The organism is Micromonospora sp. NPDC050397, assembly GCF_044901685.1.
Taxonomy (GTDB): domain Bacteria; phylum Actinomycetota; class Actinomycetes; order Mycobacteriales; family Micromonosporaceae; genus Micromonospora_G.
Genome location: NZ_JBJDPS010000003.1, coordinates 978,503 through 997,333, shown reverse-complemented (window position 1 = coordinate 997,333; position 18,831 = coordinate 978,503). Strand labels below are relative to the sequence as shown.

The 18,831-nt window shown below is 71.8% G+C and carries 13 protein-coding genes, 1 tRNA gene and 2 pseudogenes; 10 read left to right on the top strand and 6 right to left on the bottom strand.

The window, feature by feature from the left end; translation table 11 throughout:
• Positions 1-85: 85 nt before the first annotated feature.
• Entirely contained in the window at positions 86-625 is a 540-nt protein-coding gene (locus tag ACI2K4_RS15495) for a SigE family RNA polymerase sigma factor (protein ID WP_404511657.1), read from the top strand.
• Positions 618-2,057 carry a WD40/YVTN/BNR-like repeat-containing protein gene (locus tag ACI2K4_RS15490; RefSeq protein WP_404511655.1) on the top strand — a complete coding sequence of 480 codons (1,440 nt, stop codon included), beginning with the start codon at positions 618-620 and terminating at the stop codon, positions 2,055-2,057. Before ACI2K4_RS15495 ends, ACI2K4_RS15490 begins: the two co-directional genes overlap by 8 nt.
• Positions 2,058-2,122: 65 nt before the next feature.
• Here the strand turns inward: ACI2K4_RS15490 and ACI2K4_RS15485 are convergent.
• Together ACI2K4_RS15485 and ACI2K4_RS15480 are read right to left on the bottom strand one after the other, a co-directional pair.
• Positions 2,123-2,196: transfer RNA gene (locus ACI2K4_RS15485), tRNA-Pro, on the bottom strand.
• Positions 2,197-2,304: 108 nt separating this feature from the next.
• The gene (locus tag ACI2K4_RS15480) at positions 2,305-3,198 is read right to left on the bottom strand and encodes a metallophosphoesterase (RefSeq protein ID WP_404511653.1); all 894 of its coding nucleotides are present in this window, start codon (positions 3,196-3,198) and stop codon (positions 2,305-2,307) included.
• Between the two features lie 25 nt (positions 3,199-3,223).
• Between ACI2K4_RS15480 and ACI2K4_RS15475 the strand changes: the two genes are divergently transcribed.
• Positions 3,224-3,679, top strand: a complete 456-nt coding sequence (locus ACI2K4_RS15475) for a GatB/YqeY domain-containing protein (protein ID WP_404511651.1) — start codon at positions 3,224-3,226, stop codon at positions 3,677-3,679.
• A 100-nt stretch (positions 3,680-3,779) separates the two neighbouring features.
• Here ACI2K4_RS15475 and ACI2K4_RS15470 read toward each other — a convergent pair whose 3' ends face one another.
• The gene (locus tag ACI2K4_RS15470; RefSeq protein WP_404511649.1) at positions 3,780-6,215 is read right to left on the bottom strand and encodes a penicillin-binding protein; all 2,436 of its coding nucleotides are present in this window, start codon (positions 6,213-6,215) and stop codon (positions 3,780-3,782) included.
• Positions 6,216-6,622: 407 nt separating this feature from the next.
• On the opposite strand from ACI2K4_RS15470, the gene ACI2K4_RS15465 reads away from it, so the two are divergent.
• Positions 6,623-6,919 carry a WhiB family transcriptional regulator gene (locus ACI2K4_RS15465; protein ID WP_326561641.1) on the top strand — a complete coding sequence of 99 codons (297 nt, stop codon included), beginning with the start codon at positions 6,623-6,625 and terminating at the stop codon, positions 6,917-6,919.
• Here the strand turns inward: ACI2K4_RS15465 and ACI2K4_RS15460 are convergent.
• The 3 genes from ACI2K4_RS15460 to ACI2K4_RS15450 are packed head-to-tail and all read right to left on the bottom strand — an operon-like array spanning position 6,906 to position 9,701.
• Positions 6,906-8,054: an ArsA family ATPase gene (locus ACI2K4_RS15460; RefSeq protein ID WP_404511646.1), complete on the bottom strand. Its 1,149-nt coding sequence runs from the start codon at positions 8,052-8,054 to the stop codon at positions 6,906-6,908. The two genes, ACI2K4_RS15465 and ACI2K4_RS15460, sit on opposite strands and share 14 nt — an antisense overlap.
• A 57-nt stretch (positions 8,055-8,111) precedes the next feature.
• The gene (locus ACI2K4_RS15455) at positions 8,112-9,086 is read right to left on the bottom strand and encodes an ArsA family ATPase (protein ID WP_404511645.1); all 975 of its coding nucleotides are present in this window, start codon (positions 9,084-9,086) and stop codon (positions 8,112-8,114) included.
• Between the two features lie 27 nt (positions 9,087-9,113).
• Complete coding sequence (locus tag ACI2K4_RS15450; RefSeq protein ID WP_404511854.1) at positions 9,114-9,701, bottom strand: hypothetical protein; 588 nt, start codon at positions 9,699-9,701, stop codon at positions 9,114-9,116.
• Positions 9,702-10,704: 1,003 nt separating this feature from the next.
• On the opposite strand from ACI2K4_RS15450, the gene ACI2K4_RS15445 reads away from it, so the two are divergent.
• The 6 genes and pseudogenes from ACI2K4_RS15445 to ACI2K4_RS15420 all read left to right on the top strand — a co-directional run bounded on the left by ACI2K4_RS15445 (position 10,705) and on the right by ACI2K4_RS15420 (position 18,816).
• Positions 10,705-10,860 (top strand): DUF4177 domain-containing protein, encoded by a 156-nt coding sequence (locus ACI2K4_RS15445; protein ID WP_121157972.1) that lies wholly within the window; start codon positions 10,705-10,707, stop codon positions 10,858-10,860.
• Complete coding sequence (locus ACI2K4_RS15440) at positions 10,857-11,318, top strand: RidA family protein (RefSeq protein WP_404511643.1); 462 nt, start codon at positions 10,857-10,859, stop codon at positions 11,316-11,318. The genes ACI2K4_RS15445 and ACI2K4_RS15440 overlap by 4 nt, the downstream gene beginning before the upstream one ends.
• A 132-nt stretch (positions 11,319-11,450) precedes the next feature.
• Positions 11,451-12,275, top strand: a pseudogene (locus ACI2K4_RS15435) (MBL fold metallo-hydrolase); the annotation flags it as partial.
• A 188-nt stretch (positions 12,276-12,463) separates the two neighbouring features.
• Positions 12,464-16,138 (top strand): annotated as a pseudogene (locus ACI2K4_RS15430) (adenylate/guanylate cyclase domain-containing protein); the annotation flags it as partial.
• Between the two features lie 265 nt (positions 16,139-16,403).
• The gene (locus ACI2K4_RS15425; RefSeq protein WP_404511641.1) at positions 16,404-16,871 is read left to right on the top strand and encodes a hypothetical protein; all 468 of its coding nucleotides are present in this window, start codon (positions 16,404-16,406) and stop codon (positions 16,869-16,871) included.
• Positions 16,872-16,902: 31 nt separating this feature from the next.
• Complete coding sequence (locus tag ACI2K4_RS15420; RefSeq protein WP_404511639.1) at positions 16,903-18,816, top strand: protein kinase; 1,914 nt, start codon at positions 16,903-16,905, stop codon at positions 18,814-18,816.
• Positions 18,817-18,831: the final 15 nt, after the last annotated feature.

Genomic DNA, 18,831 nt, shown 5'->3' with positions numbered 1-18,831 from the left:
CGCCGCGACCACCGTCCGGACAGCCGAGTGCAACCTCGCCCTCCGGTCACTGGTCCCCTCTACGACGGTGCCGAAGGGAGCAGGGATGGATGGCGTCGATGCGGTGCATCAGGCGTACAAGGCGTACTACCAACGATTGGTCGGGCAGGTCTACGGGCTCACCGGTGACCTGCCCGAGGCGCAGGACGTGGTGCAGGAGGCGTACGCGCGTGCGCTGATCCGGCCGGAGCGTTTCCTCCAGGTGGTCGATCCGGAGTCGTGGCTGCGTACGGTCGCGTTCAACCTCGCGCGCAGTCGCTACCGCCGCAGGTGGGCGTTCCATCGGTTGATCAGGTCCGGCCGGGTGGGCGGGGCCGAACACGTACCCGGGCTCAGCCCGGACCGGGTCGCCCTGGTCGTGGCGTTGAGCCGGCTCAACCGACCGACCCGCGAGGCGCTGGTGCTGCACCACCTCGCGGACCTCCCGGTGACGGAGGTCGCGGCGGCGCTCGGCGTGCCGGTCGGAACGGTGAAGGCCCGGTTGTCCCGGGGCCGTGCCCTGCTGGCCCGCGAACTGACCGACGGGCCCGCGGACGAGAAAGGCACCCAGGCCACCAGCCGAAAGGGGGAGATCAGCCATGTCTGACAACCACCAGTTCGATCTGGGTTCCAACCGACCGGAACCCGGCGAGCGAGAAGAGGTGCACCCGGCCGACTTCCACGGACTCCGGGACGATATCGGCCGGATCGCCCAACAACCCCAGTTCGATTCCGTACGTCGCCGTGCGCGCCGGCTGCGTACCCGTCGGCGACTGACGGTGGCGGCAGCCGGGCTGGCGGTCGTCGTGATGCTCGGCGCGGGCGGGCTGACCGGTGCCTGGCCCTCCGGCGGCGACTCGGCGCCGGCCACCACCAGACCGGGCCCGGTGGCCACATCCCTGCCGCCCAAGCCGCAGTCGACCGGTCTGCCGAACGTACGGCGGGTCTATCCGGCCGACGCGAGTCACCTGTACGTCCTCGTTGACGACTGCCCGACGCCGGGCCCCGAATGCCAGCAGCAGTGGTTGATGGCGTCGGAGGACGGTGGGCAGACATGGCGGCCACGGCTCGCCCCCAAGACCCTGGGTGTCGGGTTCGATCGGTTGCGGGTTGTCGGACCGACGGCACTCATGGTCGTCGCCACTGTGCTTCCGGCTCCCGACCGGTCGTCCCCGGCTGTGCCATCGTGCTCGCCCGAGCCGGCCAGGTGTCCGTCCAGCCCAGGGAACGGCCTCAGCCAGTGGGGGCGTGTTGATCTCCGCCAGGTGTGGACGTGGCGGATCAGCAACGACGCCGGTGCCACGTGGCAGGACCTCGCATTCAGCAGCAAGCCGGTTGTGTCGGCGCCACCGTCGGGGCGCGTTGTCTCGCGGTTGTTCATCGAGGGAACCGATACGGGGCTTCTCTACGCCGTCGATCCGCAGAACGCCCAGGTGGCCCCGCTGGCCACGCAACCACCGCTGGCGGAGCCCACCCTGCTGGACGTGCCGATGGGCGCCGGAGTGTGGGTGGAAGGTGTCGACCCGACCACCCGCCGTCCCGCCATCGCCGTCAGCCATGACGGTGGTGCCAGTTGGGCGTTGTCCGTCTTCGACGCCGAGTTGGTAACTCCCGAGAGCGACCAATTCCGTGCCGGGATGTACAGGCCGGAGGTGGCCACCGCCGACGGAAAGATGGCGTACGCGACGTTTGTCGCCGGGCCGGTTCCGGCACGGATCTACCGCAGCGCCGACGGTGGGAGGAGTTGGCGACACAGCAATCCCGACGCGAAGGCCGGCGACATGCCAGCGATATGGCAGACCTTCGCGCTCGCCGACGGGCGGCACGTGCTCGCCACCCAGGACGTCGGCAAGGGCAGGGTCACGTTCGCGTCGAGCACGGACGGTAAGACCTATCGCCCGCTGACCCTCACCGGCCTGCCCCCGGTCTTCTCGCCCCCCTTCCCGGTGGACGAGAACCTCTACCTCGGTTGGAACGACCACGGGGTCTACCGGTCGACCGACGGCCTGAACTGGCAGCCGCTGCCGGCCCCCCGGTAACCGGTCGTTCGGTCGCCGGAAAAGGTTGAGGGGCACATCCGATCGGATGTGCCCCTCGCAACCTGTCGGGGTGGCCGGATTCGAACCGACGACCTCTTCGTCCCGAACGAAGCGCGCTACCAAGCTGCGCTACACCCCGTGCTGCCGACAAATAGTAGCCCACCCGCTCCGGTGGTCAAACTCGGTATCCCGGTGGGTCCGGGAAGGCGGGTCAGGGGCATCCGTACCCCACCTGGTCACCGGACGGTCAGCGGGGGATCAGGGTCAGCAGGGTGGCCTCGGGGCGGCAGGCGAACCGGATCGGGGCGGTGGGGTGGGTGCCGACGCCGGCCGAGACGTGCAGCCAGGAGTCCGAGCCCGGCCAACGGTGCAGGCCCTTCGCCATCGACAGGGGAAGGTCACAGTTGGTGGTCAGCGCGCCGTAGAACGGCACGCAGACCTGCCCGCCGTGGGTGTGCCCGGCGAGCAGCAGTTGGAAGCCGTCGGCCGCCATCTCGTCCAGCAGCGGCGGTTCGGGCGAGTGGGTCAGCCCGATCGAGAGGTCCGCGTGCTCCGAGGTCGGCCCCGAGACCGAGGCGTAGTCGTCCCGCTCGACGTGCGGGTCGTCCACCCCGACCAGTTCGACCGTACGGCCGCCGGCCTTGATCGTCGTACGGGCGTTGTTGAGGTCCGCCCAGCCGGCACCGACCAGCACCTCGCGCAGGTCCTCGGTCGGCAGGTCGACGCCCTGGACGTACTCCCGCTCGGGCAGGACGTAGCTGAGTGGGTTCTTCCAGACCGGGCCCCTGTAGTCGTTCGAGCCGAAGACAAACGCGCCCGGTACGTCCAGCAGCGGCTGGAGCGCCCGCAGCACGCCCGGTACGCCCTCCGGGTGGGCCAGGTTGTCCCCGGTCACCACGACCAGGTCCGGGTCGGTGGCGGCGAGCGAGGCGACCCAGCGCTGCTTGCGTCGCTGATCGGGGGTCATGTGCAGGTCGGAGAGGTGCAGGATGCGCAGCGGCTCCGCGTCGGTGGCCAGCACCGGTACGTCGAACCGGCGAAGGGTGAACATGTTCCGTTCGACGAGTGAGGCGTACGCGAAAGTGGCCGCCCCGGCCGCGACGGTGCCGGCGGCCAGTCGGAATACGGTGCGCTTCTGCATGGCGCCCAGGGTAGTTTGACGTGTCATGAGCACGCTGAAGGACCTCCTGACCACTGACATGCGCAATGCCCTCAAGGCACGCGACGAGCTGACCACGTCGACCCTCCGGATGGCGCTCGCCGCGATCGGCAACGCCGAGGTGGCCGGCAAGGCCAAGCGGGAGCTGTCCGACGACGAGGTGCTGTCGGTGCTGACCAAGGAGGCCAAGAAGCGCCGGGAGGCGGCGACCGCCTTCGCCGACGCCGGGCGGGCCGAGCAGGCGGAGAAGGAGCGGGCCGAGGGCGAGGTGCTCGACCGTTACCTGCCGAAGCAGCTCGGTGACGAGGAGCTGGCCGAGCTGGTCCGGGGTGCGCTCGCCGCCGGGGGCTTCGAGAGCCGGGCTCAGCTCGGCCCGGCGATGAAGGCGAGCCAGGCCGTGGTCGCGGGGCGGGCCGAGGGGGGCAGGGTCGCCGCCGAGGTACGGCGCCAGCTCGGCGCCTGACCGCGCCCAGGGTCGCGCCCGCCGGGCGCAGGCGGTACGGATACGACGATGGGCGGGCACCTTCGGGTGCCCGCCCATCACTGTCCGTTCTACTCGATCGTCACTCGCCCGGCGGGCGGCCCAGGTTGGGGCCGTTCGGGTTGCCGGGCAGCCCTGGGGCGTTGCCGCCGGGGCTCGGCGGGTTCGCGCCGCCCCTGCCGTTGCTGATCTTGATCACCACGACGCCGCCCTTGATGGTGCGCCCGTCCGGGCTGGTGCCGGCGACCGTGTTGGCCGGGCACTTCGAGTCGATCGGCTTGGTGTCGACCTCGACCTCGAAGCCCGCACCCTTGAGCCGGGACCGGGCCGTCTCGACCGCTTGGCACTCGACGCTCGGGATCGACCGCTGGTCGCCCTGGACGAGCTTGCCGCTCGGCGGGGTGAACTGCTGGCTCGGCTTGCCCTTCATCGCGTCCCGCAGCGCCTCGGCGACCGCCGGGTCGACCTTCGAGTGTTCCATCTTCTCGGTCGACTCGGGCCAGTCCGGGTCGGCCAGGATGCCGGCCACGGAGAGCTGCTTGGTCGTGGCGACCAGGGCGGCCGTCCGGTCCGAGTCGGTGGTACCGCTCTTGCCCGCGACCGGCTTGTCGACCACACCGCGTACGAAGCTGGTCGTACGGCTGCGGCACTGGGAGGTCGGCGAGTTGTCGCCGAGCGGGCACCGGGCGGCGTCGATGGCGGCACGCGCGATCTCCGGCTTGAACCGCTGCTCGCACCGGGGGCTGGCGACGTCGAGGGTCTTGCCGGACTGGTCGCGGATCTCCTGCACCGGGATCGGTTCGCAGTACTTGCCGTCGGCCGCGAGAGTGGCGTACGCGTTGGCCAGGTCCAGCGGGGTGGTCGCGGAGACGCCAAGGGTGAAGGCTCCCCACAGGTCCCCACCGCCCTCGGCGGTCGCCCGCTTGGCGTCCTCGGACGACCGGAACTGGATGCCGAGCCGCTTCGCCACGTTGATCGAGTTGAGCGCCCCGGCGCGTTCCTCCAGCGGTACGAAGTAGGTGTTGACCGACATGCCGAACGCACTCCACATGTTGTGCGTACCGGCCATGCTCTTGCTCGCGTTGCGCGGGCAGTACTTGCTGGTGCCCGCGCAGGCCGCCGGGCTGTTGTACTCGACCGGGTACTTGGAGACGTACTCCTCCGGCGCGTTGATCGTGTACGCCAGCGGGTAGCCCTTCTCCAGCGCGGCCACCATCGGGAACATCTTGAAGGTCGAGCCGGCCTGGTAGCCGGTGATGTCGCCACCGCCGGTGACCAGTGGGTTGGTGGTGTTCGGCCAGGTCCCCCGGGTGCCCTTCGGGGCCTTGGGGTTGGTCGACTTACCGTTCGTCGGCTTCGCCGGATCGTCGAGCTTGTAGTTCCGGTTCACCGCGATGCTGCGTACCCGACCGGTGCCCGGCTCGATGCCGGCCAGCATCAGCGCCTCCGGCTTGCCGGTCTTCAGGTGCTTCTCGACCGCCTTCTTCGCCGCCTCCTGCGCCTGGACGTCGAGCGTGGTGACGATGTTGTAGCCACCGGACTTCAGCCGCCGCTCCCGGTCGTACGCGGTCGCGCCGAAGGTCTCCTGGTCCATCCACCAGCGGTAGAAGAAGTCGCAGAAGAAGCCCCAGTGGTTCTTGCTGGTGGCGACGCAGCCGTTGGGCGCCCGCTTGCCGGTGACCTTCAACTCGGTCGCCATCGCGGCGGTGGCCTCCTCGGGCGTGATGTAACCGAGGTCCCGCATGTTGGTGATCACGTAGTCACGCCGCTTCAGCGCCCGGTCGAACCCGTCCTCTGTGGTCGGATCGTTCTCCGAGGGCGCCTTCACCATGCCGGCGAGCATCGCCGCTTCCTCGATCTTCAGGTCCTTCGGGTGCTTGTTGAAGTAGACCTGGCTGGCGGCGAAGACGCCGTACGCGCCGTTGCCGAAGGGAGCGATGTTGAGGTAACGCTCCAGGATCTCGTCCTTGGAGAGCTCGCTGTCGATCTGGAGGGCGTAGCGCATCTCGCGCAGCTTGCGCGCGGTGGTGTCCTCGGTCGCCGCCACCACGTCCTGCGGGTGGGTCGCCGAGTAGGCGATCGCCTGCCGGACGTACTGCATGGTCAGGGTCGAGGCACCCTGGGTGGTCTCGTTGGCGCTGTTGTTGGCGACGAAGGCACGACCGATGCCCTTCATGTCAACGCCGTTGTGCTTGTAGAAGTTGTGGTCCTCGGCAGCGATGATCGCCTTCTGCATCACCGGAGCGATGTCGGCGATCGGGACGTCGCGCCGGTTCTCGTCGTACATTGTCGCGAGCACGGTCTTGCCGTCGGACGCATAGAGGTAGCTGATCTGCGGCGCCATCTTGACCGTCAGCTCGGTCGGCAGCTTGTCGAAGGTCTCGGCGCCGGCCTTGGCGGCCAGGCCGGACATCGCCACCGCGGGGAAGGCGGCCGCGGCAACCACCACTCCGGCCAACAGGCCACAGATCAGCAGCGATGCGCCGTTGGCAAAGACATTGTGGTCGCGTTTCCGCATCCGGGTCACCTCGTCAGGGTACGTGAGTCAGCAGCGAGGTCGCGCTCCGCGTAGTTTCCCCATTTCCTGCGGGCGCTGGCCTCGTTGTGCTAAACGCACGGACCCAGGCGTGCGGTTGCGGGCACCGTGCTGCCGAGTCTCCTCTATTTGACGGATCTCCGCAGCGTTTTCGTACATCGCAGGTGGGTAGACAGCGCGGGCACCAGGCAAGAAGCCCGGAGTGTCCGGATTAATGAATTTGGCCGACAACGTTGCGTAATCAGTCGACTACAGAGCATGATGGTCCGGCGAGGCAAATCGCACGTCGTCCGTGCCGCCTGGGGGAAGGCGCGACGGATGGCCGGGGGGTTAGTGGCCGGCTGATCGGCACGAGTCGGTAGCGGGAAAGTAAGGGGGGACGTGAACAGATGGGCATGATCACAGACTGGCCCACTTTGGCGGCATGTCAGAACGGTGACCCGGACGCGTTGTTCGTGCAGGGCGCCGAACAGAACGTAGCGAAGCGGATCTGCCGAAGTTGCCCGGTGCGCTACGAGTGCCTGGCCGACGCGCTCGACAACCGCATCGAGTTCGGCGTCTGGGGTGGCATGACCGAACGGGAGCGGCGGGCGCTGCTGCGTCGGCACCCGCAGGTGGCCAGCTGGCGCAAGATGTTCGAGGCCGCACTGAAGAACAAGGACAAGTCTCTGGTCACGACCGGCTGATCGCGGCGCCAATCGTTCGCAGCCCGTCGACGTCGTGCACGTCGGCGGGCTGCGCCGTGACCGCCACCGTCGGCACCGCCGGGTACGCGTCCGTGAACACCGCCGCCACCCGCCGTTCCCGGGCCGCCAACGCCACCAACGCGGCGTGTGCCCGCAGCGTCTCCACCGTGGTCTCGTGGCCGCCCAACTCGGCCAGCCGGTCGGCGGCGGCCAGGCTCTGCTCCGCCGAGAGGTCGGTCGCCTCGGTCCGGTGCACCCGGTTCAGCACGAGCCCGGCCAGCGGCATCCGGTCCTCGCCCAGCCGCCCGGCGAAATACGCCGCCTCCCGGACCGCGTCCGGTTCCGGGGCGGCGACCAGCAGGAACGCCGTCTCTCGGGCCTGCAGGATGCGGTACGTCTGCTCGGCCCGCTGCCGGAAACCGCCGAACATCGAGTCCAGCGCCGCCACGAACCCGGACAGGTCAGTCAGCAACTGGGCCCCGAGCACCTTCTGTACGGCCCGCGAGAACATTCCGAACGATGCCGTGACCAGGCTGAACATGCTCCGCCCACCGGACCGGGCCGGAGCCAGCAGCAGCCGGAGCATCCGCCCGTCGAGAAAACGCGAGAGCCGGGCCGGCGCGTCCAGGAAATCCAGTGCCGACCTGGACGGCGGGGTGTCGACCACGATCAGGTCCCACTCGCCCCGGGCGTGGAGCTGACCCAGCTTCTCCATCGCCATGTACTCCTGCGTGCCGGCGAAGGTTGAACTCATGGCCTGGTAGAAGGGGTTGGAAAAGATCTCGGCGGCCTTCGCGGGATCGCTGTGCGCGAGCACCACGTCATCGAAGGTCCGCTTCATGTCCAGCATCATGGCGTGCAGCTCGCCGCCACTGGCCTCGACGTCGATCCCCTTGACCTGGCGCGGGGTGTTGTCCAGCTCGGTCAGGCCGAGCGACTGGGCGAGCCGGCGGGCCGGGTCGATGGTGAGCACGACCGTACGCCGTCCGTGCACCTCGGCCGCGCGCAGCGCGAGCGCCGCGGCCGTGGTGGTCTTGCCCACGCCGCCCGAGCCGCAGCAGACCACGATCCGTACACCGGGATCGGCGAGGATCTGGTCGACGTCCAGCGGCGGCGCTGGTTGATCGGCAGGCACGTTCCGAGCGTATCGGGATTGAGCCGCCCGCTGCCCGGGGCGGCGGGCGAGTGTGAGTCAATCGGCGCTGGCCAGCACCGCCGCCAGCCGATCGAGCCCGGCCCGGTCGATCCCTTCCGGCAACAGCGGTAACTCCGTCATCGGCAGCCCCAGTTCGACCAGGTCGGCGCGGAGCGACTCCTCCAACTCGCGCCGGGTGAGCTGGTCGCGGGCCTCGCTGTGCAGGCCGGCGACGGTGGCCCGGTCGGCGTTCAGCCCGGCCGCGGACAGCCCCCGGCGCAGCTCCGCCTGGCTCACCTTGGCCGCCAGCAGCGGTGGCCGGGTGCTGTTGACGATGATCCGGCCGACCGGGATGCGCAGTTTGGTCAGCTCGGTGATCGCGTCCACCGTCTCCTGGACCGGCATCTCCTCGAGCAGCGTTACCACGTGCACCGACGTGATCGGCGAGCGCAGCAGCGCCGCCACGCCCTCGCTCTGGGTCTTGATCGGGCCGACCTTGGCCAGCCGGGCGGCTTCGGCGGTCACGTTGAGGAAACGACCGATCCGGCCGGTCGGCGGCGCGTCCAGCACGACCGAGTCGTACACCCGGCGCTTTTCCGCCGTCCGGGTGGTCGCCTCCTTCACCTTCCCGGTGAGCAGTACGTCACGCAGCCCGGGCGCGATCGTGGTGGCGAAGTCGATCGCGCCGAGCTTGCGCAGCGCCCGGCCGGCGGCACCGAGCTTGTAGAACATGTCCAGGTATTCGAGGAGAGCCTCCTCGGGGTCGACGGCGAGCGCGCGTACCTCGCCGCCGCCGGGGACGGCGACGATCCGACGCTCCTCGTACGGCAGTGGGCCGGTGCCGAAGAGCTGGCCTATGCCCTGCCGACCCTCGACCTCCACCAACAGGGTCCGTCGCCCGTCGGCGGCCAGCGCGAGCGCCAGGGCGGCGGCGACGCTCGTCTTGCCGGTCCCGCCCTTGCCGGTCACCACGTGCAGACGGGCGGGCCAGCCCGTATCGGGCTGCCCCTCCGACTCATCACCTGCTCGCACGTATACAAGCGTAACCAGCCCCGCCGGCTAGCCGACCTCGCAGACCCGCCAACCGGTCTTCTGGACCACGGTGAACTTCAACTGCTGGTCGACTGTCTTCTCGTCGCCGGTGGTCATGGTGAGCTCGACCGAGACGATTGCCTGCTCCTCGGTACGGCTGTCGACCTTCGGGACCTTCCACTTGAACCGTGGCGCCTTGTAGGTGGTCGAGAGCTTCTCCACCTCTTCCACCTTCTGGGCGATGTCTTCCTCTTTGCGAGCCTGCGAGCAGACCAGCGAGGCGGCCTTCTCCGCGTCCTTGTCGACGTAGACCGCCTTCAGGAAGCTGTCGACGGCGGTGGACGGGTTTGCCGCCCCCTCGCCGACCTCGGTGTTACGCAGCAGCAGGAACGCGGCGGTGCCACCCCCACCGCAGAGCACCAGCGCGGCGGCGAGCACGATCGAGGCGATCAGCAGCCCGCGCTTTTTCTGCGCCGGCGGCTGCCCGGGCACCGGGTATCCGGGCGGCAGCGGCTGTCCGGGCTGACCCGGATACGGCACGCCCGGCACCGGCTGCCCCGGGTACGCACCCGGCACGCCCGGCACCGGCTGCCCCGGGTACGGGGTTCCGGGCACCGGCTGGCCCGGCACGCCCTGCTGCCCGACCCCCTGAGTCGGGGACGCCTGGGTAGGGAACCCCTGAGTGGGCTCGGGCTGACCCGGGACCGGCGGCGTCGCCACCGGCTGCGTGGCCGTCGGCTGTGCCGCGACCGGCTGCGTGGGCGTCGGCTGTGCCGCGACCGGCTGCGTGGGCGTCGGCTGTGCCGCGACCGGCTGCGTGGGCGTCGGCTGTGCCGCGACCGGCTGCGTCGGCGGGACCGGAGTGACCGGCTCGGTGGCCGGCGGCACCGGGGTCGGTTCCGGGTCTGCGGCCTCGGTGTCCCGCGCGACGGCTTCCGGGCTCGGCTTCTCGGCGCCGTCCGAATCGGATTCGACGCTCGCGACACTGCCCTGGCCCGCCGCGTCGCTCCCGGCCGGGATGCTCTCGGCCGCGTCGCTGTCGGACGTGCCGTCCGTGGTCGGGACACCCTCGGACCTGCTGTCCGAGGTCGCGTCGCTGTCGGCCGTGCTCTTCTCGGCCGGGACGTCGCTGGTGGCTGGAGCGGTCGGTTCCGAAGTTTCGGCTCCGGCCGCGGTCGCCGCTGCTGGCGGAGTGGAATCGTCGTCCCGGGGCGGCTGACCGCCCGGCGGTTCGGCAGGGCCGCCGTTGGGCGGTTGAGTCATTGTCTCCCCCGTAGGGCCTCGGCACGCCGGTTCCGTGGCGGCCCCTGGGTTCACCGACGGGGGCGCGCGAAGCTGGCGCAGTGATCAGGCTTGGCGAGAGAGCATACGTGCCCGCTCGGGGCCGAGGGTAGTTGTCGCGTACCACCCGTGAAGCCAGTGTGTACCGCCCACCCGGGTCACGGTGCGGCGGCAGCGGCGGCGGGATCCGGCGATCCGGCGTTGCCGTTGCCGGTGGGACCGCGTTGGAGCAAGCGGGGTGGCCTGCACCGGAACCGGCGGGCGGATGCCCGTAGGCTGTCCCGCACATCCGTACGCCGTCCGGCGAAGCAGCCGATAACGAGGGGGCCAGCCAGCGATGCAGAAGTGGGAGTACGCCACGGTGCCGCTGCTCACGCACGCGACCAAGCAGATTCTCGACAACTGGGGCGAGGACGGCTGGGAGCTGGTGGGCGTGGTGCCGGGCCCGAATCCGGAGCAGCTCGTCGCGTACCTCAAGCGGCCCAAGGCATGAGCGGCGGTCCGCACGCCAAGCTCGCCGAGCTGGGGCTGAGCCTGCCCGAGGTGGTGCCACCGCTCGCGTCGTACGTCCCGGCGGTGCAGTCCGGCCGCCAGGTGTACGTTTCCGGTCAGTTGCCGATGGTCGACGGCAAGCTGCTCGCCACCGGCAAGGTGGGCAACGGTGTCTCCGCCGAGCAGGCCAAGGATCTGGCCGAGCAGTGCGCGCTGAACGCCCTGGCCGCCATCGACTCGCTGGTCGGGCTGGAGAACGTGGTCAAGATCGTCAAGGTGACCGGGTTCGTCGCCTCGGCGGAGGGCTTCACCGGACAGCCCGGCGTCATCAACGGCGCCTCGAACCTCTTCGGCGCGGTCTTCGGCGAGGCCGGACGGCACGCCCGTAGCGCGGTCGGGGTGGCCGAGCTGCCGCTGGACGCCCCGGTCGAGGTCGAGGTCATCGTCGAGGTCGCCTGAGCCCGGCAGTTGCCTGGACTATTCCTCTTATCCGGGTACGTTCGGCGCTCCGGGTGCGTGATCGCCCCCGGAGCGCCGCCAGCCGGTACGCGTGACTCGGCGACGTCATCCGCTGGCCGTACCATTCCAGCCATGACTGGCCACGTGACCGCGCCGACAGCGGCGTTGGCCGACCAACTCCCGAGCTGGGTGACCCTGCTCCGGGCGCCCAACCCCGGCCCGATGACCCTGGACGGCACCAACACCTGGTTGCTGCGTGCGCCGGGCCAGGAAACCGGCGTCGTCATCGACCCCGGCCCGGCGGACGAGGGTCACCTGACCCGGATCGCGGAGCACGGTCCGATCGGCTTCATCCTGATCACCCACGGACACGCCGACCACGTCGAGGGCGCCCGTCGCCTCTCCGACCTGCTGGGCGGTATCCGGGTCTTCGCGGCCGACCCGACCCACTGCGTCGGGACGGTGCCGCTCGACCCGACCGAGAGTTTCGACGCGTACGGGCTGGAGTTCGACGCCCTGGGCACTCCCGGGCACACCGGTGACTCGGTCTGTTTCCTGGTCGAGCCGACGAACCTGGTCGACGGGGAGGCCCCCGCCGCTGTCTTCACCGGGGACACCATCCTCGGCCGGGGCACCACCGTCGTCGCCCACCCCGACGGCCACCTCGGGCAGTACCTGGACAGCCTGGAGCTGCTCACCGCGTACGACGGGTTGCCGGCCCTGCCCGGACACGGCCCGGCGCTGGCCGACTGCGCCGCCGCGGCCCGGTTCTACCTGGCCCACCGCCGCGCCCGCCTCGACCAGGTGCGACAGGCGGTCGCGGCCGGTGCCACCACCGCGTCCGAGGTGGTCGCCGAGGTCTACGCCGACGTTGACCGCTCGCTCTGGTGGGCCGCCGAGTGGTCGGTCCGGGCCCAACTCGACTACCTCGCCACCGAGGGCCGGAACGAAGCCGAGGGCCGGAACGAAGCCGAGGGCCGGAACGAAGCCGAGGGCCGGAACGAAGCCGACGACGGCCGCAGCCAGGCTGACCAGGGCCGGAACCAGGCCGACGGTGGTCAGGATCTGGTTGACGGAAGACAGAAATCCGGGGCGGTCGGGCGGGAGCGGGAATCCGGGCCGGGGGCCGGTGGGTTGGACCTCCCGTGACCTGCCCGGTGTGTGGAACCGTCGCCGTGCCCGGCGCGCGGTTCTGCCACAACTGTGGCGCCGCGCTGCCGGCCGCCGCGACCCTACCGGCAGCCGAGCGCCGGGTGGTTACCGTCCTCTTCGGCGACCTGTCCGATTTCACCTCCTGGTCCGAGGACCTCGACCCGGAACGGGTCGGTGCGGTCACCGACCGGGTCCTGGCGGCACTCGCCGGGGCGGTCAAGACCTTCGGCGGACACGTCGACAAGCTCACCGGTGACGGCATCATGGCCGTCTTCGGCGCCCCGGTCGCGCACGAGGACGACGCCGAGCGGGCGGTCCGGGCCGCGCTCTCCATGCAGCGGGCGGTCCGCCGGGTGCTCGACGACGAGCGCGGCGGTGGCGCCCCACTCGGTCTGCGGGTCGGCCTGAACACCGGGGACGTTGTCGCCGGCATCCAGGCGGCGATCGAGTACACCGTCATCGGCGACACCGTGAACACCGCCGCCCGGCTTGCGGACGCGTCCGCCATCGGCGCCGTCTATGCCGGCGCCGGGACCGCTGCGGCCACCCGCCACGTCTCGTCGTGGCGGCAGTTGCGACCGCTGCGGCTCAAGGGCAAGCGCGAGCCGGTCGAGGCGTACGAACTGCTCGGTCTGCTGGACGCCCCCGGCACCCGGTCCGGGCTCGGCGACGAGGCACCCTTCGTCGGTCGGGAGACCGAGATCGGGCGGGTAGCCGGCCGGCTCGCCGAGGTGGTCGACCAGTCCGACCCCCGGGTGCTGCTGATGACCGCCGAGGCCGGCGTGGGCAAGTCCCGCTTCGCCGCCGAGGTCGAGCGGCTGGCCGCCGGGTACGACGTCGGGCCCGGCCGGTTCGCCGCACACACCGGGGCACGGGTGCTCTCCGTACGCTGCGCGGCGTTCGGCGAACGTCGTCGGCTCGCCCCGCTGGCCGATCTGGTCCGGGCGGCGGTCGGCCTGCCCAGTGGCGGCAGCGCGGCGGTCAGCCGACCGGTGGTCGAGGAACGGCTGCGCCGGCTCGGTCAGCGGCTCGCCCGGTTCCGGCCGGACCAGCCGCCGATCGCCGCCGACCTCCTGCTCGCCCTGCTCGGTTACGCCGACCTGGCGCCGGCTCCCGGCGTACCGGTCGGTGCCGAGTGGGCGCCCAGCGGTCCCGCGCCCGACGCCAACGCGGTGCCGGCCGCGGTCGCCGACCTGCTCAGCGCGCTCGCCGCCGAGACACCGATGGTGGTCGTCGTCGACGACCTGCACGACGCCACCCCGGAGACGGTCGAGGCCCTCGGCGGAATGCTGTCCCGGCTGACCGGACCGGTGCTGGTGCTGCTGCTCGGTCGCCCCGAACTGGTCCGTACGGCGGGGGCGCTGACCGGGGTCGCGGACGCGGAGGTCTACCCGCTGCCGCCGCTGCGCGGTGCCGACGCGGCCCGCCTGCTCACCACGTACCTCGGCGGTGGCCGGCTGCCGCAGGCGGACGCCGACCGGCTGCTCGCCACCGCCCAGGGAAACCCGTTCTACCTGGCCGAACTCGTCACCCTGCTGATCGAGCGGGGAGCGTTGACCGTCGTGGGCAACCCGGAGGCCGGACCGGTCGGCGGCACCGCCGTGACCGGCGCCGGCACCGCCTGGCGGCTGGCGCCCGGATCGTTGGGCAGCCGGCTGCTCTCCCGTGACCTGGCCGCGGTGCTCGCCGCCCGGATCGACGCGCTGCCGGCCGACGCCCGGTCGGTGCTGCGGGACGCCGCCGTGGTCGGTGACACCGTGCCGGCGGGCGCACTCGAGGCGCTGCGCGGCCGTCGGGCCGGACGGGACGGTGGTCCGGCCAGCGTGGACGGCGTCGAGTTGGACCGGGCGGTCGAGGAGTTGCTCCAGCGGCGGATGCTGCACCGGACCCGGGACGGTTACACCTTCGCCACCCCGCTGATGCGCGAGGCAGCGTACGCCGGCATCGGCAAGGCCGACCTCGCCGAACGGCACGCGGCGCTGGCCCGGTGGGCCTCGCCCGCCGAGCCGCCGCCCCCGGCCGACGGGCTGCTCCGGGTCGCCGGTCCGCCGGACACGGTTGTCACGCTGGCCAACACCGGCGGGGACGACCGGTCCGGGTTGCCGGACGAGCTGCGGGACGCCTTTGTCGCCGAACACGTCGAGCGGGCCGCCGCCCTGGCCGACGCGGTCGGCCTCCGGACCGACTCGGTTGCCCGTACGGTCGCGCCGCTGGGCGTACGTGCGCTGAACCGCTCGGCCCGCAGGGCGATCGCCGCCGGTGAGCCGAGCCTCGCGGTCGAGTACGCCGAACGCTCCGCCGCCCTCGCCGGTGACGAGGTGTCCGGCCCGGAGCAGTTGGTGCACGCCCGTGCCCTGTTGCAGATCGGCCGACCGGCCGACGCGCTCGCCTTCGCCGAGAAGATCGGCGCCAACGCCGGTGACGACGCCGCCCGGCGAGCCGGTGCGCTGCTTGTCGCCGGGCAGGCGTACCAGGCGATCGGTGACCATCGCCGGGCGGTCGACTCGTGGCAGGAGGCGCTCCGGGTTGCGACCGACGCCGACCTGCCGGCGCCGCGTGCCTCGGCGATGCGCCGGCTCGGCATGTCCGACTTCTTCGGCGGTCGGCTGAGCCAGGCGAGCAGCCGGTTCGCCGGGGCGTACCAGGTCAACCTCGCCGCCGACGACCGGCGCGGGCAGGCGTGGTCGTTGCAGAACCTGGCCTGGGTGACCACCACCCGGGGTGACTTCGCCGGCACCGACGCGGTGCTCGGCCGGGCGGCGCGGCTCTTCGCCGAGACGCACGACCCGGTCGGGCAGGCGTGGCTGCGCGGCACCACCGCGTTCGCCCGGCTGCTCGCCGGTCGGCTGACCGAGGCGCGCCGGCTGGCCCGGGTCTTCCTGCCGTTCGGCGAACGGGTGGGCGAGGCGTGGGCGGTCGGCACCCTGCGCGCGGTCGAGGCGTTCGCCGCCGCCGAGTTGGGCGAGCTGACCGAGTCCGACCGGGCGGCCCGGCGCGCGTACCGGGATTTCGACGCCGTGTCCGACGACTGGGGACGGGGCTTCGCGCTGGTCGTACGCGGGGTGGTGGCTCGCGGGCTGGGCGAGCCGGAGCACGCGGCCGACCTGCTCACCGACGCCCTCGCGTACGGCGAGCGGACGGCGCACCCGCTGCTGACCGGACTCGCCGGCACGCTGCGCGGGTTCGTGGCGCTGGAGCGGGGCGACGTGGAGACGGCCGAGCGGGACGCCCGCGCGGTGCTGGCCGCCGTGGAGCCGCACAACCCGTTGGCCCCGGCGCAGGTCGGTCCGAGGGTGCTGCTGGCGACCGCCCGGCTGACCGCCGGTGACCCGAGTACGGCGGTCGGGTTGCTGGCGCCGCTGGCGACCACCGCGAACACCCCGTCGCTGCTCTTCTCCCGCCAGCAGACCCTGGCCCGGTACGCGTCCGCGCTGCTCGCCGAGGGTCAGCCGGTGCAGGCGCTGGACTGGGCCCGGCGGGCCTGTGCCGCCCCGGCCGAGGACGTACGCAGCGCGGTGCTCGCGGCCGAGACGCTGGCCGAGACCCTGGCCGCCGTCGGCGAGTACGCCGAGGCGGGCAACGCGGCAGCCGAGGCGGTGCGGTTGGCGTACTCGACCCAGCAGGCGAGCGAGCGGGCCGGTGCGGACGGGCTCTGCGCCCGACTGGCACCGCATCTGCCCCTTGTCGGTCCCCCGGCCATGAATCTGACGGACATCGCGGGGCTGGCCCGCGCCGCCGGTCTGGCGGAATCCGCCGGCTTGGCTGATTCTGCCGGTCTGGCTGAGTCCGGCTCCTCCGCGCAACCGCTAGCGTAGATCTTCCACGGTCCACAGCGGACCCGCCCGAACTCGCGATGACCGGCGTGCCGCTCGGGGTGCCGCGCCGGGTGGTCGTCGGGTGACCGCGTCGACGGGGACTGTCTGGAGGAGACGGATGAGGCTGCCGCGTTCCGCCGCAGGTTGGACGATCGCCGTCTTCGGGGTGCTCGCGCTCGTGCTCGGTCTGGTCGGACTGATCCACCCCGAGGCGCTGCTGCGAATGCTGGGCTTCGAGGTGATCGCGGCGGCCGACCGGGCGAGCGGGGACTACACCCGCACGTACGTGGCCGCGTCGTGCATGGCGGCGGTGAACATGGGTGTCTACTACCTCGTTGCCACGTACACCGAATGGCGAACGTTCTTCCGTTTCACGGTGGTCTTCCGGTTGGTCACCTTCAGCGTGTTCACCACCCTGGTGCTGACCGGCTCCGCGCCCGGGAAATTCTTCGGGGTGGCGCTCTGGGAAGGGGTGGGTGCGGTGGCCACCGGGGTCGGGCTCTGGCTCGACAGCCGCAGCGCTGCCACGGCTCCGACCTCCCCGGCGACCGGTGCTGTCCGGTCGCCGACCGATGCGGGCCGATGACGCGTCCGACCTCTTCGGTATTTTCGTTACTGTGACGGACAACCCGCCAGGCGCGCTACCGAAGCCAGTGGTGCCCGGTCTGACGGATTTGCACGTATTTGCCCGAGGTGGTTACGCCACCGTCTACCGGGCGACGCAGGGGTCGGTCGGCCGCGAGGTCGCCGTCAAGGTGGAGAACCGGACTCTCGGCAGCGAGCGGGACCAGCGCCGATTCCTCCGCGAGGCGCGTGCCGCCGGCCGGATGTCCTCCCACCCGCACGTCGTCGACCTCTTCGACGCGGGGGTGACCGAGGACCAGCACCCGTACCTGATCATGGAGCTCTGCGACGGCTCGTACGCCGAGCGGATGCGTACCTCGCCACTCGGCCCCGCCGAGGCCCGCGACCTGGGGATGAAGATCGCCGACGCGCTGGCGCACTCGCACGCCATGGGGGTGCTGCACCGCGACGTCAAGCCGGCCAACATCCTGCACTCGCACTTCAACCCGGCGGTGCTCGCCGACTTCGGGCTCGCGGTCCTCGCCGAGGTCCGCGACACCCAGGTCACCCTGGAGGTGCTGACCCCGGCGTACGCGCCGCCGGAGATGTTCCGGCACAGTCCGCCCTCGCCCGCGGTCGACGTCTACGCGCTCTCGGCCACCCTCTACGCGGTGATGCAGGGCAAGCCGCCACGCTGGCGGGCCGACCGCAACCCGAGCCTGGTCACGCTGATGGAACTCTTCAGCGAGCCGATCCCCGACCTGCCCGGGGTGCCGCCGGAGCTGGTCGAGGTGCTCCGCTTCGGCATGGCCAACGACCCGGATGCCCGGCCCACCGCCGCGCAGTTGCGCGACCTGCTCGCCGCGCTGCCACTCGGCCCGGTGGCCCCCATCTCCGGTGCGCCGGTCTCCGGCGCCCCGACCTCGGGGACCCCGTTCCCCGGATCGCCGGTCTCCGGTGGACCGCCGTTCACCGGCTCACCCGCGCCGGTCATCCCGACCTCGGGCGTGCCCATCTCCGGGCCGCCGGGCGCCTACCCGAGCCCGCCCGAATACCCGACCGCCCCCGGGCACCCGAGCTGGCCAGGGCACCCGACCTACCCTGGCCAGCCGCCCGTTCCCGGCCCGCCCGTTCCCGGCCCGCCCGTTCCCGGTCAGCCGACCTACCCCGGCCAGCCGTCGGTGCCCGGTCAGCCTCCCGTGCCCGGACAGTCCTCCGTTCCCGGGCAGCGCGCTGCCGGCCGTCATGACCCGGACCCCGCCGCACCGGGACCGCCGACCGCCGGCTCGGCCTGGCCGGGCGGTCACTCCGCCCCGCACGGCCCAGCCCAGCCCCGCCCGCCGGTCACCGCTCGCTACGACGACGACCACCCGACGGTACGCACCAACCCCCGTCGTCGGCGGCTGCGCTGGTTCTTCGGCGGTCTCGGTGTCCTGGTGCTGATGGGCGGCACCGCCACCGGATCCTGGTACGCGGCCCGCGCCGACCGTACGGCGTCACCCGAGATCAGCGCCTCCGCCACCGGAGCGCCGCTGCCGCCGGACGGTTCCAGCAGCGGGGTGGCGTCGGCCGGTGGGGCGCTGCCCGGGTGCCGGCTGGTGCTGCCCCGAGGTGTCCGCTGCACCGACGAACTGGAGTGCTTCGGCCCGATGCGGATCGAGGGCACCCAGGCGGGCGCGAGCCGGGTCCCCTGCGCGGGGCGGCACACCTGGGAGGCGTACGCCACGGGTGACCTGCCGGCCACCGTCGACGCCGCCGACCACCAGGCGATCTGGAAGGACCTGGCGGTGCAGGGCGTCTGCAACGACAACACCTTCCGGGTCACCACGCAGTTGCGCACCACGGGCGGGTGGCAGTTCCAGATCCTGCCGCCGACCGGTGACGAACTGGCTCCGGGCGAGCGTACGTTCCGCTGTCTCGCCGGTAAGGGAACCAACGTGCTGGACGGCCCCACCCTCGCCCGCTGACCCTGACCTCCACCC